Below are 23,300 nucleotides of genomic sequence, written 5' to 3'. Positions count from 1 at the left end.
TTTTGATATTAAGAGGGTGCTGACAATGAGTAATTTTAATAAACTAGGTTTAAAACGCTTTTTAAATTTAGGGTTAGAACAATTAAATTTTACAGAACCAACAATGGTCCAAGAAAAAGTTATTCCATTGTTATTAAAACATCAAAATGTTATTTGTAAAGCCCATACGGGGACGGGTAAAACTTTTGCTTTTTGTTTACCAATTTTAAATAATTTAAATTATGACCAACCAAGCATTCAAGCAATCATTGTGACACCAACGCGGGAGTTAGCAAAACAAATTTATGATAACATTCGTTTTTTTAAAACGTTTCAACCAGCATTACAAGTTAATTGTTTTGTTGGTGGAGAAGATATTAACCGCCAAGTAGAACAGTTAACGCGAAGTCAACCACACATTATGGTTGTGACACCAACACGGTTAAAGGATTTGTTTGATCAGCAAAGTTTAAAATTAGGAAAGTTAACAACATTTATTGTTGATGAATGTGATATGATTTTTAATTTAGGTTTTATTGAAAATGTTGATTATTTGTTAAGCAAGGTTAATTCTAATGTTCAAGTTTCTGTTTTTTCAGCAACAATTCCAGAAGAACTAAAACCATTTTTAATTAAATATTTAAATAATCCGCATTACTTAGATTTAAATGCAAATCAAACAACAAACCAAAATATTACGCATATTTTAATTCCAACGAAGCACCAAGAACGAAGCACTGTTTTATTAAAACTTTTGAATACGTTTGATCCCTATTTATGTTTAATTTTTGTTAATAAAAAAGAAGAAATTAATAAATATTATGATTTATTATTAGAACATAATTATTCGGTAACTCAATTGCATGCTGGGTTAGAACCACGTTTGCGAACTCAAATTGTAAAACGAATTCGGAATTTAGAATATAAATATATTATTGCAAGTGATATTGCTGCGCGTGGAATTGATTTTGTTGGCGTAAGCCATGTTATTTCAATCGACTTACCAACTGACCTCGAATATTATATTCATCGTAGTGGTCGAACCGGACGGGCGAATTATACTGGTTATAGTTATACTTTGTATGATACAAAAAATTTAACGCTAGTTCAACAACTAATTGCAAAGGGAATTACTTTCAAGTATCAAAAATGAAATCAGCAGAACGAATTAGTCGATGTTGATTTAGCAATTAGTAAACCAAAAAAACAAAATTCAGAACAAGTCAATAATGAAATTAACAAAATTATTCATCGTTATAAAACAAAAGAGAATAATAAAAAGGTTAAACCTGGTTATAAAAAGAAACGAAAAGAAGAGATTGCTGCGTTAAAAAAACAAATTCGTCGTGATCATATAAAAGCATCAATTAAAAAAATTAAAAAAGAAAAAGCAAAAGAACGGGGAATGAAATTATTTGATAAAGAATAACAAAGCAAGATTGAAAAATTTAATATAAAAAAGAAACAAAAACCTTTTTTTATTATAATTATTCTATAATTTCTAAAATTAGAAATTATTTATAAAAACAAATAGGAGGAAAAATATGACTCATAATGAGGCAACAAAAACAACAAGCATTAAGAAAAAAACAGATCTAAATAAAAAAATTAGTTCATTTTTTTCAATAAAAATGTTTCGTTATACTTTAATTAAAATGTTAAAATCACCATCAACATATGTTATGTTTGTGTTGGCATTTGTTGTAGGATTAATTATTACTATTTCAATGTCGACAACAATGATGGATAATCCTAGTGGTGAAATATAGTGAGACAGCAAAATCAGTATTTAGTATTTATTCATGAATTTGATATATGTTGTATTTTGGTTTAACATCAATGTTTATTGGATTTAAAGCTGTACAATTGGTGCGTGATGAAATTGATGATGGAACATTATTAATTTTTTCATCAATTCCAATTTTACGAACAAGAATGATTATTGAAAAATGATTAGCACTACAATTTTTGTGTTTAGTATATTCAGTAATAATTTTATTAGTACCACCTTTAATTTCATTAGTAATGGGTCCAAAAGGAGCGGCACTAGGAAAAGTAATTTTAAGTAAAATTAATTTTATGATTTTAACAAGTTTTATTTTACAATTATTTTTGACAACAATTGGAATTTTAATCTCATTAGGATTAAATTCAAAAGGAGTTATTGGAATCTTATTTACAGTTGGTTTTTTAACTGTAATTGGGGCGATGATTCCCTTCATTTATAATTCAACAAAATTTTCTGATAAGTCTTCAGCATATTTAATGCAAACAACGGACTTAGCAAAAAGTCCCGTCAAGTTTAATAATTCTGAACTTATTAAAACATATCATAATATGGTCGTATAAATTATTTTGGGGTCTTAAATTAATATCTTAGAAATTGTGGAATAATATACCACTTACTTATTTAGATTGTATTACTTTTAATTTTATTGTCAATATATTTTTCTATTTTTTTAAATTTTTCCACAAAAAAATACATTTTTATTAAAGTTATTTAATTTCTTAGATAAAACTAATAAAAATATAAGTTTTTTTGTAAATTATTATTTACAAAATTATTAACTGAATAATTAAATTTATTTTCTTCTAACAATTGTTCATTAGTATTAAATAAATTAATTTTATTTTTTAATCCCATCATACTAGCATTTAATTTATTTCTAATAGTTTTTTCACTATAAATAGCTTTTTTAATTATAGTGCCTTTTCAATAATGAGAAATATCACCTTCAATATCACAACCAATATTATTCCATAGTGTTTGGTTTTCAATTCCTTCTTTATTATTTTTAATTAATCTAATAGTTTTATTCAAAAAAATTAATTTAGCATCGCTTATAAAAGATTTACTATCTTCTAAACACTGTAATAATCCCTCATATTTACCATTATAAAAATTATCAACTGCTTTATGATATATTTCTCTATTTTCTTTGTTTTTACTTTGATATGGATATAGTTTTTTAAATCTACTTGTAAGATGAAATTTATCTATTGTATAGTGAATTTTATTTTTAGGAAAATATTGACGCATAAAATTTTTAGTATTTTTAATCCATAATGCACCATCACCTAAAATCATAATTTCAATATTAGGTGTCAATTTGAAATGAGTTTCAATTAAAGTAAATAATTTTATAAGAACTGGTTTTAAATTTGCTTCTTTTTTAAGATAATCTGGAATATTATCCATTTCAAAAACACCTAATTTATTTGCGATTACAGGTCTTTTTACAGTATATTTTTCTTCATCATACCCAGTATGTACAGTACATGCTATCGTATGTTTTTTTATCTTTTTTCTTCCTTGCTTTGTTGAATCTAACATTTTCAAATAAGTACCATCCATTTGAATATATAAAGTGTGTGGAATATCTATTTTTTTATTACTTTTATTAAAGTAATATTCTTCGTCAGTTTTTGCATTTTTCATAATATTAGATACTGTCATTAAACTAATTTTTACATGCTCCATAGTATCTAAAATATCTTTATATCTTTTGTTCTCAGTAATAAATGATAATATTTTTTCTTTAACAGAATTATCTATTCTTTGTCATTTTTCAATTCCTAAAAGTTTATCCAAAGGAAAAATATATTCTTCTTTACCTGTTTCTGGATTAATTTTATAATATCTTCTTCTTTTAAAAGTTATTTTTCCATTTAAAATTACTAATGTTCTTTCAATTTTATCTTTTACTTTATAATCTTTAAATTCTTTTAAAGTTTTATCAATTTTGTAATTTTTAAAAATTCATTCATCATAATCTTCTGAACTTTGTTGAATAATTTCAATACTATGTATATATAATAAATTAATAAAATTATTAAAAAAATTGTTATCAACATTCATCATTTTTTACCCTCTTTCCTTAGTTCTACACATTAACACAAAAATAATAAAAATGCAAAAAAAGATATTATTTTTTATTTATTATGTTATAATTTAAGTGTTAATTATTAGCAAATTAATTTAACTGAAAAAAGTAAAGTAATTTACTTTTTTTTATTTTGATGTAAAATATAGATAATAAAAAAAAGAACCCTGTCAAGTTCTTCTGTACATGTTTTTCTCTACTTATATTTAACCATATAAAAGGAGTAAAAATGAAAGAATTTAATCCAAAAACAGCAAGTTTGGCGACTTTTTATCGTAAAATAGAGCAATTTTGAGAAAATAAATCACCTAATAAACCATATACTTTGAATGATTTAACCAATGAATTCAATCTTTCTCGCAAGTGAAGATATGATACTTATGCGAGCGAAAAGATAGTTCCTTTGCTTGAAAAACAAGTTGATAGAATTGAAAGTGAAATAATTAATTTTATGATGAAATCACCTGATGGTGCTAAATTATATTGACAACGAGCATTTAATTATAAATATTCACTGCAAGAAAAACAGTTAGAACAAGAATTAAACTTAAATAATCAACAGCCAATAATTGTTAATTTACAAACGGATATTAGAGATATTAAAAAAGAAAGTGATAATAATGCTTAATCATTTTACTTATTTGTTAGAAACACCTTATTGGTTATTACAAAATAGTAATGTTGGTAATAAATATCCCTTTGCTAAGAAATATGAGTTAGTTAATGAAATTAATCAAATTGGAACACGATATAGTGGTAAAACTATTTCAAATATTAAAATGTTTGGTGAATTATTAAAAATTAGTTTATTGATTAAAGAACCAATTTGTATCATTGCTAGTATGTATTGGAGTAAAGATTTAAAAGATAGTGTATTTCAAAATATATGAAATATGTTAGATGAAAATAATATTCCTTATACTATTAATTTATCTAATTTTACTTTTACTTTATCAAATGGGAGCAAAATATATTGTAAAGGTTTACATTCACCAAGTCGGAAAGAAAAATTAAAAGCTTTTGCTGATTTGAATAAATATAAATTAGTTATTGATTGAAGAGAAGAATGTGACCAATTTCAACAAAAAGATTTAAGTGATTTAGAGTTTGCTATTCGTGGTTATAAAAATAAAATAACAATTAATACATGTAATCCTGAGAGTTTAAAAAGATATATTGTTGGTTATTGTAATGAATTAATGCCTTTTGATGAACAAATAATGCGTAGTAAATATGAACAAATTAAATATATTGAAAAATGAAATATGAAGATTATTATTCATTATTCTAGTTGAAGACTTAATTATGAATTACCACAAGATAAAGTTAATGAACAATTAAGATTAGAACAATTAGATATTGAAAGAGCAAGAGTATGAAGTTGAGGATTGCCCGGTAATACTAGTGGTTCAATCTTTGCAAGATATATTGATATTATGCAAGCAACAGATATTATTCAACCAACGAAATTATTAGGTGGTGTTGATTTAGCAAACTCTACTAGTCCCAAAGGACATACAACAGCAGCGAGTTTTTGAATATATAATTCATTTGATAAAAAAGCATATAAAGTAGCAGAATATACACACTCAAATGCTACTCAACAATTTAAAGGACCATTAGAACAAGTAAAAGATATTTTAGAATTTTACAACAATCAATTAAATCAATATTTTCATTTAATTCAGCAAGGTATATCAATTAATGTTGATGATAGTGCCTATGCAACATTAGAAAGTTTAAATAGAGAAAAATATAATTATACTTTTGGTCAATACATGAATTTTAAACAAGCACAAAAGCAGAAGTTTAAAATAAAGCATCGTATTGAGGCAATTACAATGTTAATTAATACTAATCAATTAAAATGATTATGAGAAAAATGTCCTGTAAGTAAAACCCAATATGAATTAATTCAATGAGAAGATAAACCAGATGCCAGAGAAGAACGAATGTTAGATTTATATGATGATACATTTGATAGTGATTTTTATGCTTTACACTTTGAATTAGTACCAATGGTTAAACATAATAGTTCAGCAGATTATAAATTATGACAACAAAGGGAGTGATTAACTTAATGAAAAAAGATATTTATGTAATACATGATGAGCGTGTAATAAATGCAAAAAGACCTTATATGTCTGTTTGTGGACAAGTTAAAAAAAGACTTTGTAAAGAATTAAAAAAAGATAATATCGCAATATGTAAATTAAATTTATATAACGAATATATTAAGAAATATCAAAAAGTTAAAGTATGTGTACAAGTTTTAGCAAATGAACCAAATTTATTAACAGTAAATATTATTAATTATGCACTTATCTTAAAATTAAAGGAGAAAAATAACAATGAATAATACTTTCCCTAGTTTACCAAACTTAAATGATATTAATAGTGTTTTAAAATTTTATAATTATGATTGAACTATTAATTTAGCAAATATTATTGCTCGCCATCAAATGCGACTAGTAAATGGTAAAGATATTTTATTTAAGTCTCATCGTAAAGACATTTTAGAAAAATTAAATTGATGATATGAAACTTATAAAATAAAAGAAAAATTAGATAAGAATGAATTAACAGCAAGTTTAATGGGTAAAACTATCTTTGGTTTATTAGAGACTAATGACGGCAATATTTATTTATGAATTAACCCTTTTAACTTTACATCACGAGTAAGTAAAATAAATGAAATTGAACAAGGTGCTGATATTTGATTAAATTATCATCAATCAGATAGTGGTTTTATTTTAAATTTAATTTGTACCAAAGATAAAATAGTTATTAAAGGTTGACCTAAAAATAATGAAGTAGTTGTTGGGCAAAGCAAAACAGAAATTAAAGATAATGTAAGACCTGTATTAATACAAGAATTTAAAAATAAATTAGGTATTGTCCCTTTTTGAGAAATGATTAATGAACCTAATCCATTATTTTTATCAACTTCAACAACATTAAGCCTATGGCCCACTATGGCGAATTGTTATAAATTACAATTTGATTTAGAAGATAGTTTTAATATTAAATCAAAAGAAAGATGAGCAAATCGTACTCATTGATATGGGGTGTTAGATGATGATTTAATGACTGCTTATAACAAAGGCAATAAAAAAGTATTACAAGACGCTTTTGATGATATTTTTATTCAATCAGGTCAATCAGCCGTAGATGGTCAATTATCCCAATCTTTACAAGTAGTACAAGGTACACCAACCTTAGAAACATATACAGAAGACCAAAAAGCAATTATTGAACAAGTATACTTAGCATGTCATTTTTCTAGTCCTTTTGGTGATAAATCAGATAATGACCAAAATAAAACACAGTCATTATTAACTAAAACAAAAGATTTAGAAAAACAAGCATATTTACAAGCATATCGTAAGCAATACTATACTAAAATGTTTGATACAGTTTTAAAATATTATGGTTTATGAGATGGAAATGGTGAAAGACCTTATGGATTTGATTTTATTAGCGCTAGTTTAGTTGACCAAATGCGACAAAATGAATTAATTACTGCTAGATTAGATAATGGCACAATGGAACCCATAAGAGCTATAACTGAATATGATAATATTGATGAATTAGAAGCAACTAAATATTTTGAAAAAATAGAAAAATGACAAGATAAAATGCAAGCCAAAGAAATAGAACATAATAATAAATTAATGGAATATGATGAAACTGGTAATAATCAAAATGCCTTACAAGGTAGAACAGAAATTAAGGAGAATTAAAAAATGAGTAGAATTAACCCCCGTGTTATGGAAGAATTAAGAAGACAAGCCCACGATACTTTAATAGATATCAGAGAAAACATAAAAGATAATCGCCATTGAATGGTATTTCCTTTTAATGTTTATAGTTCATATATCCCTGATACAGAAACTGGGTGAAAACCTAATAATGCAAAGCCTAGTGATTATGGTAGTTATTCGCGCATATTTGATAATATGGAAAGTACTATTGCACAATGACAAGATAGTTTAAAAATAGTACAAAAATATAAAGGTGAAGAAATTAATATCTTAACAATTGATGATTTTAATAAACAACCAGTTGACTCAACAATATGAACCAATAATGAAACACCTTTTGCGATAAAATTAAAAGGTGAAAATATTAATTATTATTGAAAATTAATTGATGGTGAAAACATTTATGATGTTAATAAAATGTTAGAATACTTAAATCAATATAAATTAAGTTATTTTATGAATAATGATAATAGAGCTGATAATTTTTATACAAAAGAAGTTAGGGTTGGTAAATATTGAGATGCTTATATGATTGATGATAGAAGTTCAATTCAATTTGGTGAAGCCAAATTTGAGCAAGTATTTACTCAGCAATCAACTGAAAGACAATATACTTTATTAATTTTAGATGAAGATGCTGATAAATTAAATATTAATGATTATTATAATTTTTATACTGTATTTAATGACCGTGGATTAAATATTGGTGGTGGTGATATTAATTCTGCTCCCCAAGATAGACAATGATTATATCCATCAAATGTTATTAATTATTATTCACCTTATGATGGCAGTTTCTTATGACAAGAAATTACTTTTTCAAGTATTAATGACAAAATTAGTAATAGTGGTTTATCAGTGCGGCAATTTATTCAAACAAGTGCCCCAGGTGAGGGTTATTGTTTTCCTAAAATAACTTATGATGAAAAACTAAATAAAGGTATTGTTGAATTAGATGAGGTTTTATTAAAAGACCCCGGGGTTAGAGCAATGGCAGTTAAATTTTATGGAAATCCGATCTTTTTTGATATGCCTGTTATTGGTCGACCAATTATTAAAGGTCAATTTAATAAAAAAGTTATGAATTCCCGTGATTTATTAATGTATAATATGTATCCTGCTCCTCCTGATAAAATCAATACTTATTCATCACCCGAAGTAAGTTGATATAATGTTCAAGGGATACAACCAACAATGATAACGGGTTATGAAGATTGAAAAAAAGATATGGAAAGTAGATACAACTTTTGAAATCAAAAAAATAGTGAAGGTATTGTAATAACTGATCCTGCAACAACATCAGCATCTAATTCTACTGTTGGTATAAATATTCATAAAGAAGATAATGATTCTAAATTTTATTGGTCTAAAAGTTGAAAAATAACACCACCAAATAAAGTAAAAGTAAATAGTGGTAATGTTGATAATATTATTAGTACACAAGCGTCATCATATTTTAGAAGAAAAGATGAATTTGGTAATACTGTTGGTCAAGTTCAGATTGAATATAATAAAATGGGTGCATGTAATATATGAGATATTTTAAATATGAATAATTTTATTAATCGCCAAATTACAGTATTGCCTTTAAACTATACACAAAAATTAGTATTTAATCCTTTTACGATACCAGGAGGAGTTGGTAAATTCTTAAACTTTATTTCATTTGGTATTTATTATATTGACGAGAATATCAGACTTATTTTCATCTTGGTAAAAGTTTTGATATTAGTGAGGCTAATTGTTATCGTAATATTAAGTGAATTGAAGATATTTTAATTAAAAACTCTGATTTTCAACAACTTGCTGGTAAAAAAGCACTAATAAATGATTATTTTAATGATAAAACTATTATTATTGATGCTACCGAAACTCCAATCCAACGCCCAAAAAAAGACAAAAACAATCTTATTCTGGTAAAAAGAAAAAACACACGATCAAAACACAAGTAATTATCGAACAAGAAACCAAAAAAATTATTGCAACAAGTTTTTCGCTCGGAAAAAAACATGATTATGCTTTATTTAAAGAATCAAAAATCCCAATTTTAAAAAATACCAAATTAATAGTTGATAGTGGTTATCAAGGAATACAAAAAAATCACAATAATGTTCTAATACCTACAAAGAAAACAAAGAAAAACCCTTTAAACAAAGAACAAAAGCAATATAATAGACTAGTTTCAAAAATGAGAATTATTATTGAAAATATTTTTGCTATTCTTAAAAAATTTAAAATTATTACAGAAAAATATCGTAATCGAAGAAAAAGATTTGGTTTAAGATTTAATTTAATTGCCTCAATTTATAATTTACAATTATTATATTTAACATAAAATATTTATTTAAAATTAAATAATTTAAATAATAAATTAATTTTTCGTTGTGGAAAAATATTAAATTTTTAAATAAAAAACATAATTAATTAAAATTATATTTTTCTATTAGTATCTTTTTTACAAATATTTGCAATTTTTTAACAAGTAATGCAAGAAGTCTATTCAATTGGTGTTAAATAATTTAATTTGCTGTGAATTCGTACATTATTGTATCAATTAACATAGTCAAATAATTCTAATTTAAATTGTTCAATATTTTTAAATTTTCTGTTTTTAATTAATTCTGTTTTTAAAATTTTATAGGTTGATTCAGAAACAGCATTATCATAAGGACTGCCTGGTTTACTATAAGATTTTGCAACATTGTTTTTAGCTAAAAGATTGTAAATGATATTGTTATTAAATTCGCTGCCTTGATCAGTATGAAATATTTTAATATTATCTAAAGAAAAACTAAGCTTTTTAAAAGTATTTTCAACTAATTTGGCATCTTTATGAAAACTAACATCATAACCAATAACTTCACGATTAAATAAATCAATTAGAAAGCACACATAATATCATTTGCTATTGATAGCAACTTGTGTTAAATTACTGACAACAACTTCATGTAGTTTATAATTATTAAATTCTTGATTTAACAAATTATGATATTTGTATGTAGCGTTTTTGTTACTTTAATGTTTATATTTAAGTTTTGTATAATTGGAAATTAAGTTATATCTTTGCATTATTTTACTAATTTTTATTCGTGATAATAAAATATTTTGTTGTGCTAACATAACTTTAATTTTTCTTGTGCCATAATTTTTACGACTTTTTAAGAAAATACTGATAACAGCATTATCAATAGTATGGTTTGATTTAGGATTATTTGATTTCAATTGATAATAAAACGTTGATCTAGGAACTTTTAGTGTTTTGCATAAATTAGTAATTGCATATTTTTCTTTGTTGTTTTTAATAATTACTATTTTTTGCCTATTATCAGTGTGGCTTGCTTTAAAATATCATTTTCCATTCGTAATTGTTTAATTTCTTTTCTTAGATGAATTAGTTCATTTTCTTCTGGGCTTCGATTATCTTTTGCTTTAAATGAACCAGAATTATTGAATTCATGAATTCATTTTCAAACTGTTGATTTACCGACCTGATAGTCACTGGACAATTGTTTTGCTGTTTTACCTGTTTTATAAAGACTAACAATTTGTTGTTTAAATTCATCGATATAATGATTCTTTGCCATAATTACACCTCCATTTATTAATTTAATTATAATCCTTACTCCACATTATTGTTGTCCAATTTATCTTAACCCATCCAAAAAAGAAATTAATAAAGTTATGAAAATTATTAATGAGAAACCACGACCGAGTTTGGGCTGATTATCCTCCAAAGAGGTATTTTTACAAAATATTCAGTAATTAAATTATTAATTTTAGATTTTTAACAAAAATCATTTTTTGTGGTGCTGAAATAACTACATAATTTAAAAAAATAGTTGCATTTTTTAATAAAAGATATATTATCAAATTAATAAGGGCTAATTGTCCTACTTGCATCTTTACTTTACATTATAAATAGTTTAGCAAATTAAATACTGAGATTTAAAATTCTTATTCATATTCTTTTATTTTTATTACAATTATTAAATTTAATGATTTTTTGCATTTAATTAAATATTTTATTCTATCTTTTTCTTATAAATATTTGCATTTTTATTAATAAAGTATTATAATGATTGTGTAATTAAAAAAGGAGAAGAAAGAGCACAATTGTGCTCTTTCTTTAATGCCAACAATTTTAATTATGATAGTTTAAGAAAGGATGGTGTTGCATGGCAGAATTTACTAAACAGCAAGCACAGTTAAAAACAGCTTTGGAAAATTATTTATTAAAACAAAATTTAACATTATTTGCAATTAATTACTTACAAGATTTTGGAACTAATGTTGTGCAAATATTAATTGAAGATCAAACAACAGTGCTTGATTTAGATCGGTTAACAATTATTAGTGAAGAAATTAATCATTTAGTTGATGAACTTCATTTGTTTGTAGAAGAATACTTGTTAGAAGTCTCAACACCAGGTGCTGAGCGACCATTACGAAATTGGGGTGAAGTGCAACAACAAGTTAAGCGTTATGTTTATTTTGAATTTATTGAGAAAGTTAATAATTTAACAGCAGTTAGTGGTGAATTAACAGCAGTTGATGAAAAACAAACAATAACGGTTACTTATTTTGTAAAAGGGGCTCGCAAAACCTTACAAACAACTTATCAAAACATTAAATTGGCGCGTTGTGCAGTTAAATTTTAAGAAAGGATATATTATAGTATGATTGATGGTGCAAAACTATTAGTAGCAATTGATGAAATTGTTAATGAAAAACAAATTAGTCGCAATTTAATTTTGGAATCAATTAAAGAAGGAATTAAAAAGGCTTATGAAAAACATTTTGATCCAGAAGCAACAATTATTGTTGATATTGATCAAAAGACAGGTCAAATCAAAGTTGAAAAAGAATTAGCAGTTGTTAAAAAAGTTGAAGATGATTTGTTAGAAATTGGTTTAAAGGAAGCAAAAACAAAATATGGTGAGCAAATTACCGTTGATGATAAAGTTTATGAACCAGTTAATTCAGAAGAATTCTCACGGTTAGCAATTTTTCAAGTTGGTCAAATTATTAAACAACAAATTAAAGAAGCCGAAAAAGATTCAATTTTTGATGAATATATTGCGCAAAAAGGACATTTGATGACAGGAATTGTTATTGCGGCAGAAGAAAAATATTTATTAGTTGAAGTTGAACGAACATTTGCCTACATTTCTCGTCGCAATTTAATTTTTTCTGACAATTATGAAGTTGGACAACAAATTACTTTTTTAGCGGAAGATATTGTTAAATCAAAAAATGCCGGGCAAATTACTGGTTCACGAACAAGTAATGATTTCTTATATAGTTTACTAGAACGTGAAATTCCTGAAATTTTTGAACAGGTAATTGAAGTCAAAGCAATTGCTCGTGACCCTGGTCGCCGTAGTAAAATTGCTGTTTATAGTACGAATGAAAACATTGATCCCATTGGCGCTTGTGTCGGAAGTAGGGGTAGTCGAATTAATAAAGTCACTGCTGAATTACAAGATGAAAAAATTGATATTTGTATTTATGATGACAATAGTCAACAATTTATCATTAATTCCTTATCACCAGTTAAAGTAATTTCAATTACAACTAATGATGGGGGCAAAGAAGCTGATGTTGTCGTTCCTGATGAACAATTGTCATTAGCAATTGGAAAAGGTGGGAGTGCGGCTAAATTAGTAGCGAAGTTAACAAAATGAAAACTAAACATTATGAGTTATAGCGAAGCGTTAACAAACCAAATTGAAATTTTATGAAATGGAAATTTAACAAGTGAAGAATTGACTGCTTTACAAGTTAAGTTAAAAGATAAAATTAAAGGAAAATACTTAACAAACACCTCAGTCCCAACGGTTGAAATGACAGTAAATTTACCAGTTGAAGAATTTGAAATTATTGAAGAACAAATGGCCGAAGAAACAATGATTCTTAATGAAGAAGAATATCAAGTTGATGATTTATCGGAAGCTGCGCCAGAAGTGTTAGCCGAAGAAATTCAAGAAATTGAAAAAAACATTTCTTATTTTGAAAATGAACAATTAGAAAGTCAAGATGAGGATGAAGAAATTAATTATGATGATTACGATGATTATTATAATCAAGATAAATAATTAATTAGGAGGGATACAAATGGTAAACCAGAAACAAACGCCATTGCGAAAATGTGTTGTTTCACAACAAATGTTACCAAAAAAAGAATTGGTACGGATTGTGAAAACGCCAACTGGGGAAATCATCATTGATCCAACGGGAAAAGCAAATGGACGGGGGGCCTATTTGCGACCAACGTTAGAGATTTATGAAAAAGCAAAAAAAAATCACGCATTAGAGTGTGCTTTAAAAGTAAAGTTAACTGACGAGTTTTATGATATGTTATATCATGAAATTAACGAAGGGTGAGATTAAAAATGTTACAGCAGAAAGGTTATAGTTATCTAGGTTTAGCAAAAAAGGCCGGAAAACTAGTAACAGGAGCACTTTTATTAACAGCAATTAAACAACAAAAAATTTTTTTGGTGTTAAATAGTATTGATGGGGGAGCAACCCAAGCAAAAAAATATGAACAAAAATGTTTTTATTATCATATCCCTTATTTTAAATGTCTTGAACCAACATTAACTCAGCAAGCATTAGGAACCGATAATGTTAAAACCCTGGGGATTAGTGATCGTCATCTTGCACAAAGTTTACTTACTTTATTAACAAATCAGGAAGAATAAAAAAGGAGGAGGGACAGATGAATAATCAAAAAAATAACAAGTCAAATAAAAAATCATTAGCAAAAAATCAGCGTCATCGAATTCAATCACAATTAAAAACAGTTGAAGCGCATATTAATGAGGGGGTTTTTGTTTATGCCGAAACATTAACAATTGCTGAATTTGCGGAAAAAATTAGTAAACCCGTTAGTGAAATTATTAAGTACTTTTTTGCAAAAGGGATTATGTTAAATCAAAATACTTATTTAAATGAAGACCAATTAGGGGAATTATGTTTAGAGTTTGGGTTAGATTTTAAACGTGAAAAATCAGTAACACACGAAAACTTAATTGAGAGTTTTGAAGTTAATGATGATGATACATCATTAGAAAAACGACCCCCAATTGTAACAATTATGGGGCATGTTGATCATGGGAAAACAACGTTATTAGATACAATTCGTAATACGAACGTTGTTAGTACTGAACATGGGGGAATCACCCAACACATTGGCGCTTATCAAATTAAGACTAAAAATAATGAAAAAATTACTTTTGTTGATACCCCGGGCCATGAAGCTTTTACCCAAATGCGAGCTCGTGGAAGTGCGGTAACAGATATTGTTGTTTTAGTCGTTGCTGCTGATGATGGTGTAATGTTACAAACGAAAGAAGCCATTGATCATGCCAAAGCAGCGGGAGTGCCGATTATTGTTTTTATTAATAAAATTGACAAAGTCGGAGCAAACTTAGATAATGTTATGATGCAATTATCACAAGAAGATTTAACTCCTGAAGAATGGGGGGGAACAGTTTCTTACGTTAAAGGAAGTGCAAAACAAAACCAAGGGATTGATGAGTTATTAGATACAATTTTACTAATGGCTGATTTAATGGAATTAAAAGCTAATCCAAATCGTTTTGCCTTAGGAACTGTTATTGAATCGCATTTAGATCGTGGGTTAGGACCAGTTGCAACTTTATTAGTTCAATCAGGAACCTTAAATATTAAAGATGCTTTAGTAGCAGGATGTACTTTTGGGTATGTTCGTGATTTATCTGATGAAAGTGGCAAAAAAATTAAGACAGCGGAACCTTCAACACCCGTTATTATTTATGGCTTAAATGAGGTTCCCAATGCGGGAGATCGTTTTATGGTCTTTCGTGATGAAAAATTAGCCCGTGAAATTGCCTTAAAACGAAAAGCAACGGTTACTATTAATAAGCGTTATAAAAATCAAGTTTTTTCGTTGGAAAGTTTATCTGAACAAATTAAAGATGGACAATTAAAACAAATTAATATTATTTTAAAAGCAGACACCCAAGGAACAGTTGAAGCAGTTAAATCAAGTTTACAAAAAATTAATATTGTGGGAGTTAAAATTAATGTTTTACGAGCAACTGTTGGGGCGATTTCCGAAAGTGATGTTACTTTAGGATTAGCAAGTCAAGCCTTTATTGTTGGTTTTAATGTTCGTCCAACTTCGCATGTGCGTAAAAAAGTCGAAGATGAAGGAGTGGAAATTCGTTTGCATACCATCATTTATAAGTTAACCGAAGAAATTATTGCCGCAGCTGAAGGAATGTTAGATCCTGAAATGGTTGAAGAAGTCTTAGGGCAAGCAGAAGTTCGTCAAATCTTCCATCATTCTGATATTGGGACAATTGCTGGTTGTCATGTCACAGATGGAGTAATTCCACGTAAATCACGAGTACGTATTTTACGTGATGGGGTTATTGTTTATGATGGTGAATTAGCCTCATTAAAATATGTTAAAGATGATATTAAAGAAGCAAAAGTTGGTGCTGAATGTGGGTTAACAATTAAGAATTATAATGATTTAAAAGAACAAGATGTGATTGAAGCATATATTGAGAAAGCTGTTACTAAGTAGCAGTTTTTTTGGGTTGTTTTATGTTATTTTTGGTTGTTTTTGGTTACAAAGGATTTATAATAAGGATGGTGAGATGATGTTAAAAGAACAACGATGAGAAAAAATTTTAGCTTGTTTAGATGAACAACACTTAGTACTTGTTAATGATTTAATTACAAAATTACAGTTATCACCGACAACCTTATGTCGGGATTTAACAGAAATGGAACAACAAGGGTTATTAAAGCGTGTTCATGGTGGGGTTAAACTGCAAAAAGTCCGTGAATTTCGGTTAGAAGAACAATTAAACGAAAAGATTCAGCACCATGCTGAAGCAAAATATTTAATTGCGCAACAAGCAGTTAAAAAAATCAAACCAAAAATGTGGCTTTATTTAGATGCTGGTTCATCAACATTAGCGTTAATTAAGTTAATGCGACCAGATGATGACTTAGTTATTATTACAAATTCCATTTTTCATGTCAAATTACTAGCCTTAGCAGGGTTTAATAATGTTTATGTTTTAGGTGGTAAGTATAAGCACCAAACAGGGGCTTTAATTGGATGAGAAGCAGTTAGCACCTTGCAAAAGTATCACCTTGATTGTGCTTTCTTAGGGGTTAATGGGATTAGCGGTGCGAATTTATATACAACTGATCCTGAAAAAGCAATGATTAAAGCGGAGGTTATTAAATGTGTAAGCAAAAGTTATGTTCTAGCTGACAAGTCAAAATTTAACGCCAAATCATCAGTAAAATTTGCTTCACAGTCAGAAGTTGAAATTATTACAAATTAAGAGAAAGGAAGCAGTAGCAATAATTATGAAGATAATTGATTATTTTACCAAAACAACAACCTTCTTAAAAACGGCAGTTAAGGATCAAACGGCGGTTTTTGAAACCCTTAGCAGGAGCGTTAGAAAATAGTAAAATTGTCACTGATAAAGGACAATTAATTAATGCGTTAGAAAAACGTGAAACATAAGGTCCAACCGGAGTTGGTGATGTTTTAGCAATTCCCCATTGTTCAAGTAGTAGTGTTACAAAACCAGCAATTGCAATTATGACCCTTAAAAAGGCGGTTAATTGACAAAGCTTAGATCAAAAACCAGTCGATGTTATTTTTATGATTACAACCCCAGAAAAAGGGGGCGAACAACATTTACAAGCACTAGCGCAGCTTGCTAGTTTTTTAGGAAAAATTGAAGTTGTTGTTAAAATTCGGGCTGCAAAAAGTTTTGCTGATATTATTGCCGCTTTTGTTGAACCAGCAGCAGAAAATAAAACAGAACCAAATTCTAATGGTTATTATGATGTTGTTGGGATTACAGCTTGTCCAACCGGAATTGCGCATACTTTTATGGCAAAAGAAAAAATGGAAGAAGCAGCAAAAGCAATGGGGTTAACAATTAAAGTGGAGACTCAAGGCCGTGGTGGTAATGAAAATGTTTTAACCGCCACGGATATTGCAAACGCAAAAGCAGTTATCCTTTGCATTGATAAAAAAATTACTGGGATGGACCGAATGAATGGTGTTTCATATTTGGAAACAAGTACAAAAGATGTTATTTATCATGGTTAAGAGGTTATAAATGATGCTCTTGTTGGAAAACGCTTAACTGTTGGAAAAGTTAGTAAAAGTGGCGCTGATGAAGTTGGAGAATTAAGTTTAAAAAAATTCAAAGATGTTACTAAAAACCTGCTGGGGGGGTATCGCGAATGTTACCCTTTGTTGTTGCCGGGGGAATTATTTTAGGAATTTGATTTCTATTAGATTCGGGTAATACTGGGGGTAATTTTGGAATAACCCGAGATATTGCCGCTTGATTTTCGGGTTTAGGAAAAGTTATTTTTGGGATGATGGTCCCAATTTTGGGGGCTTATGTTTGTTACTCGATTGTTGGTCCCCAAGGATTATTACCAGGGATGACCGCGGGGTTAATTGCAAATGCGCCAGGAATGTTATATGATAGTTCAACTAAAACAGGATGAGCTAACACATGGGGGCGTTTATTCCCCGATTCAATCTCTAACTTTAATTCGGGATTTTTTGGGGCCTTAATTGGAGGATATCTTGTTGCCTTTGTTGTTTATGGGTGCCAAAAAGGATTTGCTCGTTTTCATCCATCAGTACGGGGGGTTCGTGACATTGTTTTAATTCCCGTATTAACCGCATTAGCAGCTGGTGTTTTAATGTTTGGCCTTAATATTCCCTTAGGTTACTTAAACTATGGCCTAGGAGAAGGGTTAAAAGCAATTGCGGATTATAATTTAAGTGCTTTAATTGGAATCATTATTGGGTTAATGATGGCCGCCGATATGGTATGACCAATTAATAAAGCCGCTTATGTCTTTGGGACACTAACAATTGATGCAACCCAAAATGTTTATGCCGGAATTCGTTCAACCAATGGGGGAACCGTCTTTATGGCCGCCGCAATGTTAACAGGAATGGTACCACCATTAGCATTAGCATTATGTACGAGAATGTTTAAAAAATATTGAACTAAAAAAGATGTCGAACAAGGAAATACCAACTGATTCTTAGCAGCTTGCTTTATTACAGAAGGCGCTATTCCATTTGCTGCATCAGATCCAAAACGAACAATTCCATCAATTATGGTTGGAAGTGCTGTTTCTGGGGCAATTGTGAGTGGGTTTGGAGTAACTTTAGCAGCACCGCACGGTGGACTCTCTTTGTCTTTCCGTTATTACAAATTCAAGACAATGGTAAAAACTGGTTTACAATTAGTAACCATGGTGCTTCAATTGGGGTGGCAGTTTTAATTTCTGTTGTTGCCTTAATTATTGGTAGCTTTATTAGTGCTTTACTTCTTGGTTTTTGAAGAATGCATGCCTTAAAAGCGAAAAAAATTACGTTAGCAAGTTAAATTTATTAGTAGAAACCCAATAATTTGGGTTTTTATAATAGACTTCTTGCGATACCCCTTTTTATTAAAATATTATTATAAAATATAATTTATGAGGACATAAAAATATGAACAATAATAAATTTAATACTCTTAATGATAGAGAATGGTTAAGATTAACAGGAATAAAAAAATCCACTTTTAATAAAATGTTAGATATTTTAAAAGTTGCTGAAATAGAAAAATTTAAAAAAGGTGGTAAAACTAATAAATTATCATTAGAAAATAGATTATTGATGACTTTATTATATTGAAGAGAATATCAGACTTATTTTCATCTTGGTAAAAGTTTTGATATTAGTGAGGCTAATTGTTATCGTAATATTAAGTGAATTGAAGATATTTTAATTAAAAACTCTGATTTTCAACAACTTGCTGGTAAAAAAGCACTAATAAATGATTATTTTAATGATAAAACTATTATTATTGATGCTACCGAAACTCCAATCCAACGCCCAAAAAAAGACAAAAACAATCTTATTCTGGTAAAAAGAAAAAACACACGATCAAAACACAAGTAATTATCGAACAAGAAACCAAAAAAATTATTGCAACAAGTTTTTCGCTCGGAAAAAAACATGATTATGCTTTATTTAAAGAATCAAAAATCCCAATTTTAAAAAATACCAAATTAATAGTTGATAGTGGTTATCAAGGAATACAAAAAAATCACAATAATGTTCTAATACCTACAAAGAAAACAAAGAAAAACCCTTTAAACAAAGAACAAAAGCAATATAATAGACTAGTTTCAAAAATGAGAATTATTATTGAAAATATTTTTGCTATTCTTAAAAAATTTAAAATTATTACAGAAAAATATCGTAATCGAAGAAAAAGATTTGGTTTAAGATTTAATTTAATTGCCTCAATTTATAATTTACAATTATTATATTTAACATAAAATATTTATTTAAAATTAAATAATTTAAATAATAAATTAATTTTTCGTTGTGGAAAAATATTAAATTTTTAAATAAAAAACATAATTAATTAAAATTATATTTTTCTATTAGTATCTTTTTTACAAATATTTGCAATTTTTTAACAAGTAATGCAAGAAGTCTAATATATAAAAATGTTGTAATATATGAAGCAATCGTAAAGAAAACAGGAACAACTATAAAAATTATTGAAGTTCCTAATTTTCAGTTAGGCGAAACAAATAAAGCAGTTGGGGAATATGATGTCATTGGTGGTAAAGGAATTAATGTTGCTGTTATGTTACAACACTTAGGTTATCCAACAACGGCGTTAGGATTTTTGGGTCGTGATAACAAGGAAATGTTTGAACATTATTTAACAGAGCAACAAGTGCCGACTTATTTTCATGAAGTTAGTGGTAAAACCCGTACGAATATGAAAATTAAAAGTTTAGAAACTAAGCAAGAAACAGAATTAAATGGGGTTGCTTTTGCAATAACAGATGCCGATGTTACCACAATTTTAACCTTAATTAAAGCAAAAGTAACAAAAAATGATTGTTTAATTATTTCTGGTTCATTACCACAGCATTGTGATCATAATCTTTATCAAATCATTAGTACTTATTGTTATGACCATCAAATCTCATTTGTTGTTGATGCAACAAAAGATGCATTATTATCAACTTTAGCAACAAAACCATTTTTAATTAAACCAAATTTAGCGGAATTAAATGAATTGTTTGGAACAAATTACGACTTTAAGCAAGTAACAGCAATTGTTGCACTAGGCCAAAAGCTTCGTGCGCAAGGTGCGCAAAATGTTTTAATTAGTAGTGGCAAAGATGGGAGTATTTTAATAACAAAACATGATGTTTACTTAGCAAATACAGCAACAGGACAGTTAGTTAATTCAGTTGGAACTGGTGATTCAATGGTTGCTGGTTTTGTTGGTACTTATTTAGCAACAAAGGATTATCAAGCGGCATTGTTAATGGGAATTTGTGCGGGTTCAGCAACTGCTTTTAGTCCGGGGATTGCTTCTCGTGAATTGGTTGAAAGTTTAAAACCACAAATTACAATTACAATTTTTAAATAAAAAAAATGATATTTTTTAAAATATCATTTTTTTTATTTTATGTATATATCGCTATGACTATGTTACGTTACTTATTGTACTTACAATTCTATCAATCAGTGTACCAAAAAATTGGCAGACAGTTTGGGAAAAACTATTTTTCCCATCTTAATTATATTGTCTTTTTTTGTGATAGGCAATTATTTAATTATTTTTTTATAAAAGTGGTAAAGTTTGGTAAATTGCTATTTTTTTCTTTATAAATTATAAATTGTCCTAAAAATAAGCTTCGCTAAGATTTAATGGTAGAATAAAAAAGAGTTTAATTACAATTGTTAAAGGAAAAAATTATGGCAGAAGTTATTTTAGAAGTAAAGGCGGTCAGTAAAAAATATCATCAAAAATATGTTTTAAAAGATATTAATTTTACAATTCACCAACATGAAAAAATTGGCTTAATTGGTGCTAATGGAAGTGGAAAAACAACCTTAAGTGAGATTATTGCTGGGGTAAGAAAACCTAGTAGTGGTGAAATTATTTATCATCAAGAGGTAACAATTGGAATCCAATTTCAAAACTCACAGTATCCGCCGAGGTTAACACAATTGGATATGATTAAATATTACTGTGATACTTTTAAATTAAATCTAACCGCCAGTGAAATTAAAGAGCTATTAAAAACTTATCAATTAACAACTGTAATGAAAAAGAATATTGCTAAATTACCGGGTGGTCAACAACAACGATTAAATATTTTATTATCCGTTATCCACCAACCCCAATTAGTAATTTTAGATGAAGTTTCAACGGGGTTAGATATTGCCGTTAAAGAAGTTATTTTTTAGTTTTTAGAACAAAACATTATTACTAACCAGTGAGCAATGGTTTTAGTTTCACATAATATGGAAGAAATTGAATGGTTTTGTGATCGCATCATTTATTTAGCTGCTGGTGAAATTAAAGCCGATTTACCAGTTACAAAAGTTGTTAAAAAATATGGCAGTGTTTTTAATTATACAAAAGAAATGTTTGAAATTGAGCAAAATAAAAACTCTTTAAATTAAGAGTTTTTATTTTTTTATTGCGCCTTTGTTGTACTCCTCAGTAATTGCGTTTGCCGCCTTGATTTTTTCTTCTAAATTTGGATGAATTTTTAATAAGCTTCGAAAAATAATATCCGAGATTAAAATTTGCACAATTTTAGAAGATAAAGCGGGAAAACGCTCATTTTCTTTGGTATGAACTTCAAAGAGAATTTTATGTTTAATTTTATACAATTGGTCAGCATTATGATTGTTAGTAATAAGTGCTACATTAATCCCAAGTTTATTTGCTAAATTAATAACATTAATAATTTCGTTGGTTTTTCCTGATTTACTAAAAATGATAATTAAATCATCCTCATCGACGTTTTGCATTGTCACCATTAAAGAATGAATATTTTCTGTTGTAAAACAGTTGTATCCAATCATATTTAAGTTACTATGTAAAACACGACAGGCGAGGAAGGAACTGCCAATACCAAAAGCAAAAATTCGCTTTTTGATAACAATATCATTGATTAGACGATCTAAAGCGTCTAAGTCAATATTGTCGATTGTTTCATGAATACTATAAGAATAATAGACACGCATATTGTTAGCAATATCTTTTAAATTCATGGTTTCATTAGTTTCATAATTTTTGTTTAAAAAATTTAATCGTTCATAAATATGCATTTGCAATTCTTTGATATTTCTAAAACCTAAATGTTTTGCCATCCGTGTAATAGTTGATTCACTAACATAATAAGCCTTGGCTAATTCAGAGATGGTTTTACTAGTAAACAATAAAGGATTTTTAATAATTTGTTCAATTACTGATAGTTCAGTATCGGTTAAGTTAGTTTTATCATATGTTAATAAGGATAACATAGAAACTCCTTTCTTTATGATTGCCATGAAAATTATTTTCATAATATCAACTATTTCTATTTTACAACATATTAGATAAATTATAAAGTAGAAAATGATTTGCAAGTTTAATTAAAATATATAAATTATAAATTTTTAAAGAAAAATATTCTATAATAAAAATATAAAATAATAAAAATTCTATGGACAAGTCTGGTTATGATAAAATTATTTTAGTAGAAAAGAGTAACATATCCAAAATGATTTTAAGTTTATCACCACAGAATATTACAT

Annotated in this window: 27 protein-coding genes and 2 pseudogenes; 23 read left to right on the top strand and 6 right to left on the bottom strand. The window is 27.7% G+C overall.

Annotated elements, in window-relative coordinates:
• Positions 1 to 25 precede the first annotated feature (25 nt).
• The 3 genes from MSROBK_RS08615 to MSROBK_RS08610 all read left to right on the top strand — a co-directional run bounded on the left by MSROBK_RS08615 (position 26) and on the right by MSROBK_RS08610 (position 2,328).
• Positions 26 to 1,408 carry a DEAD/DEAH box helicase gene (locus MSROBK_RS08615; protein ID WP_040094029.1) on the top strand — a complete coding sequence of 461 codons (1,383 nt, stop codon included), beginning with the start codon at positions 26 to 28 and terminating at the stop codon, positions 1,406 to 1,408.
• Positions 1,409 to 1,523: 115 nt separating this feature from the next.
• A complete protein-coding gene (locus MSROBK_RS11825; RefSeq protein WP_198049250.1) occupies positions 1,524 to 1,748 on the top strand; it encodes a hypothetical protein in 225 nt (74 codons plus the stop codon).
• The gene (locus MSROBK_RS08610; protein ID WP_227991224.1) at positions 1,735 to 2,328 is read left to right on the top strand and encodes a hypothetical protein; all 594 of its coding nucleotides are present in this window, start codon (positions 1,735 to 1,737) and stop codon (positions 2,326 to 2,328) included. The genes MSROBK_RS11825 and MSROBK_RS08610 overlap by 14 nt, the downstream gene beginning before the upstream one ends.
• A 169-nt stretch (positions 2,329 to 2,497) precedes the next feature.
• Here MSROBK_RS08610 and MSROBK_RS08605 read toward each other — a convergent pair whose 3' ends face one another.
• The gene (locus MSROBK_RS08605; protein ID WP_084218041.1) at positions 2,498 to 3,841 is read right to left on the bottom strand and encodes an Mbov_0401 family ICE element transposase-like protein; all 1,344 of its coding nucleotides are present in this window, start codon (positions 3,839 to 3,841) and stop codon (positions 2,498 to 2,500) included.
• 251 nt (positions 3,842 to 4,092) lie between these two features.
• On the opposite strand from MSROBK_RS08605, the gene MSROBK_RS08600 reads away from it, so the two are divergent.
• The 6 genes and pseudogenes from MSROBK_RS08600 to MSROBK_RS08575 all read left to right on the top strand — a co-directional run.
• A complete protein-coding gene (locus MSROBK_RS08600; protein WP_040092461.1) occupies positions 4,093 to 4,491 on the top strand; it encodes a hypothetical protein in 399 nt (132 codons plus the stop codon).
• The gene (locus tag MSROBK_RS08595; protein WP_040094023.1) at positions 4,484 to 5,944 is read left to right on the top strand and encodes a PBSX family phage terminase large subunit; all 1,461 of its coding nucleotides are present in this window, start codon (positions 4,484 to 4,486) and stop codon (positions 5,942 to 5,944) included. Before MSROBK_RS08600 ends, MSROBK_RS08595 begins: the two co-directional genes overlap by 8 nt.
• The gene (locus MSROBK_RS08590; protein ID WP_040092467.1) at positions 5,944 to 6,222 is read left to right on the top strand and encodes a hypothetical protein; all 279 of its coding nucleotides are present in this window, start codon (positions 5,944 to 5,946) and stop codon (positions 6,220 to 6,222) included. Before MSROBK_RS08595 ends, MSROBK_RS08590 begins: the two co-directional genes overlap by 1 nt.
• Positions 6,215 to 7,606, top strand: coding sequence for a hypothetical protein (locus tag MSROBK_RS08585; RefSeq protein ID WP_040094021.1), 1,392 nt, complete (start codon positions 6,215 to 6,217; stop codon positions 7,604 to 7,606). The genes MSROBK_RS08590 and MSROBK_RS08585 overlap by 8 nt, the downstream gene beginning before the upstream one ends.
• Positions 7,607 to 7,609: 3 nt before the next feature.
• Positions 7,610 to 9,406, top strand: coding sequence for a hypothetical protein (locus tag MSROBK_RS08580; protein ID WP_040094019.1), 1,797 nt, complete (start codon positions 7,610 to 7,612; stop codon positions 9,404 to 9,406).
• A 112-nt stretch (positions 9,407 to 9,518) separates the two neighbouring features.
• A pseudogene (locus tag MSROBK_RS08575) lies at positions 9,519 to 9,962 on the top strand (transposase family protein); the annotation flags it as partial.
• Positions 9,963 to 10,123: 161 nt separating this feature from the next.
• On the opposite strand, the gene MSROBK_RS08570 reads toward MSROBK_RS08575, so the two are convergent.
• From MSROBK_RS08570 to MSROBK_RS08560, 3 genes are all read right to left on the bottom strand, one after another.
• Positions 10,124 to 10,609 carry an IS3 family transposase gene (locus MSROBK_RS08570; RefSeq protein ID WP_084218039.1) on the bottom strand — a complete coding sequence of 162 codons (486 nt, stop codon included), beginning with the start codon at positions 10,607 to 10,609 and terminating at the stop codon, positions 10,124 to 10,126.
• A 33-nt stretch (positions 10,610 to 10,642) separates the two neighbouring features.
• A complete protein-coding gene (locus MSROBK_RS08565) occupies positions 10,643 to 10,849 on the bottom strand; it encodes an IS3 family transposase (protein WP_084218027.1) in 207 nt (68 codons plus the stop codon).
• Positions 10,850 to 10,935: 86 nt separating this feature from the next.
• A complete protein-coding gene (locus MSROBK_RS08560) occupies positions 10,936 to 11,211 on the bottom strand; it encodes an IS3 family transposase (RefSeq protein WP_040094017.1) in 276 nt (91 codons plus the stop codon).
• Between the two features lie 73 nt (positions 11,212 to 11,284).
• On the opposite strand from MSROBK_RS08560, the pseudogene MSROBK_RS14105 reads away from it, so the two are divergent.
• The 11 genes and pseudogenes from MSROBK_RS14105 to MSROBK_RS14095 form a co-directional block, all read left to right on the top strand.
• Positions 11,285 to 11,389 (top strand): annotated as a pseudogene (locus MSROBK_RS14105) (IS30 family transposase); the annotation flags it as partial.
• 413 nt (positions 11,390 to 11,802) lie between these two features.
• Positions 11,803 to 12,285 (top strand): LSm family protein, encoded by a 483-nt coding sequence (locus MSROBK_RS08555; RefSeq protein WP_040094015.1) that lies wholly within the window; start codon positions 11,803 to 11,805, stop codon positions 12,283 to 12,285.
• Positions 12,286 to 12,303: 18 nt separating this feature from the next.
• The gene (gene nusA / locus MSROBK_RS08550) at positions 12,304 to 13,722 is read left to right on the top strand and encodes a transcription termination factor NusA (RefSeq protein ID WP_040094013.1); all 1,419 of its coding nucleotides are present in this window, start codon (positions 12,304 to 12,306) and stop codon (positions 13,720 to 13,722) included.
• Between the two features lie 19 nt (positions 13,723 to 13,741).
• On the top strand, positions 13,742 to 14,017 hold the full coding sequence (rnpM, locus tag MSROBK_RS08545; protein ID WP_040094010.1) for an RNase P modulator RnpM: 276 nt from the start codon (positions 13,742 to 13,744) through the stop codon (positions 14,015 to 14,017).
• Positions 14,018 to 14,019: 2 nt separating this feature from the next.
• Positions 14,020 to 14,331, top strand: a complete 312-nt coding sequence (locus MSROBK_RS08540) for a L7Ae/L30e/S12e/Gadd45 family ribosomal protein (protein WP_052443533.1) — start codon at positions 14,020 to 14,022, stop codon at positions 14,329 to 14,331.
• Positions 14,332 to 14,348: 17 nt separating this feature from the next.
• Positions 14,349 to 16,205 carry a translation initiation factor IF-2 gene (gene infB / locus MSROBK_RS08535; RefSeq protein ID WP_040094008.1) on the top strand — a complete coding sequence of 619 codons (1,857 nt, stop codon included), beginning with the start codon at positions 14,349 to 14,351 and terminating at the stop codon, positions 16,203 to 16,205.
• 73 nt (positions 16,206 to 16,278) lie between these two features.
• Positions 16,279 to 16,980 (top strand): DeoR/GlpR family DNA-binding transcription regulator, encoded by a 702-nt coding sequence (locus MSROBK_RS08530; RefSeq protein ID WP_227991223.1) that lies wholly within the window; start codon positions 16,279 to 16,281, stop codon positions 16,978 to 16,980.
• Positions 16,981 to 17,192: 212 nt separating this feature from the next.
• Positions 17,193 to 17,765 (top strand): fructose PTS transporter subunit IIB, encoded by a 573-nt coding sequence (locus MSROBK_RS11820; protein WP_227991568.1) that lies wholly within the window; start codon positions 17,193 to 17,195, stop codon positions 17,763 to 17,765.
• A 137-nt stretch (positions 17,766 to 17,902) separates the two neighbouring features.
• The gene (locus MSROBK_RS11815; protein ID WP_227991222.1) at positions 17,903 to 18,970 is read left to right on the top strand and encodes a fructose-specific PTS transporter subunit EIIC; all 1,068 of its coding nucleotides are present in this window, start codon (positions 17,903 to 17,905) and stop codon (positions 18,968 to 18,970) included.
• A gap of 211 nt (positions 18,971 to 19,181) precedes the next feature.
• A complete protein-coding gene (locus MSROBK_RS14100; protein WP_040092446.1) occupies positions 19,182 to 19,634 on the top strand; it encodes an IS5 family transposase in 453 nt (150 codons plus the stop codon).
• Positions 19,619 to 20,017 carry a transposase family protein gene (locus MSROBK_RS14095; RefSeq protein ID WP_242441474.1) on the top strand — a complete coding sequence of 133 codons (399 nt, stop codon included), beginning with the start codon at positions 19,619 to 19,621 and terminating at the stop codon, positions 20,015 to 20,017. Before MSROBK_RS14100 ends, MSROBK_RS14095 begins: the two co-directional genes overlap by 16 nt.
• An 85-nt stretch (positions 20,018 to 20,102) precedes the next feature.
• On the opposite strand, the gene MSROBK_RS08515 is transcribed toward MSROBK_RS14095, so the two are convergent.
• A complete protein-coding gene (locus MSROBK_RS08515) occupies positions 20,103 to 20,306 on the bottom strand; it encodes a hypothetical protein (protein WP_133165076.1) in 204 nt (67 codons plus the stop codon).
• Here MSROBK_RS08515 and MSROBK_RS08510 point away from each other — a divergent pair.
• The 3 genes from MSROBK_RS08510 (at position 20,212) to MSROBK_RS11810 (ending at position 22,178) form a co-directional block, all read left to right on the top strand.
• Positions 20,212 to 21,135, top strand: coding sequence for a 1-phosphofructokinase (locus MSROBK_RS08510; RefSeq protein WP_040094004.1), 924 nt, complete (start codon positions 20,212 to 20,214; stop codon positions 21,133 to 21,135). The genes MSROBK_RS08515 and MSROBK_RS08510 overlap by 95 nt on opposite strands.
• 329 nt (positions 21,136 to 21,464) lie before the next feature.
• Positions 21,465 to 21,959: an ATP-binding cassette domain-containing protein gene (locus MSROBK_RS08505; RefSeq protein ID WP_227991221.1), complete on the top strand. Its 495-nt coding sequence runs from the start codon at positions 21,465 to 21,467 to the stop codon at positions 21,957 to 21,959.
• Positions 21,960 to 21,995: 36 nt separating this feature from the next.
• Positions 21,996 to 22,178, top strand: coding sequence for a hypothetical protein (locus MSROBK_RS11810; protein ID WP_227991219.1), 183 nt, complete (start codon positions 21,996 to 21,998; stop codon positions 22,176 to 22,178).
• Between the two features lie 6 nt (positions 22,179 to 22,184).
• Here the strand turns inward: MSROBK_RS11810 and MSROBK_RS08500 are convergent, their stop codons facing one another.
• The gene (locus MSROBK_RS08500; protein ID WP_040094001.1) at positions 22,185 to 23,027 is read right to left on the bottom strand and encodes a MurR/RpiR family transcriptional regulator; all 843 of its coding nucleotides are present in this window, start codon (positions 23,025 to 23,027) and stop codon (positions 22,185 to 22,187) included.
• Positions 23,028 to 23,300 lie beyond the last annotated feature (273 nt).

The organism is Spiroplasma poulsonii (genome assembly GCF_009866525.1).
GTDB classification, from domain to species: domain Bacteria; phylum Bacillota_I; class Bacilli_A; order Mycoplasmatales; family Mycoplasmataceae; genus Spiroplasma; species Spiroplasma poulsonii.
The sequence above is the reverse complement of the archived record's forward strand: the minus strand, read 5'-3'. Positions and strand labels throughout refer to the sequence as shown.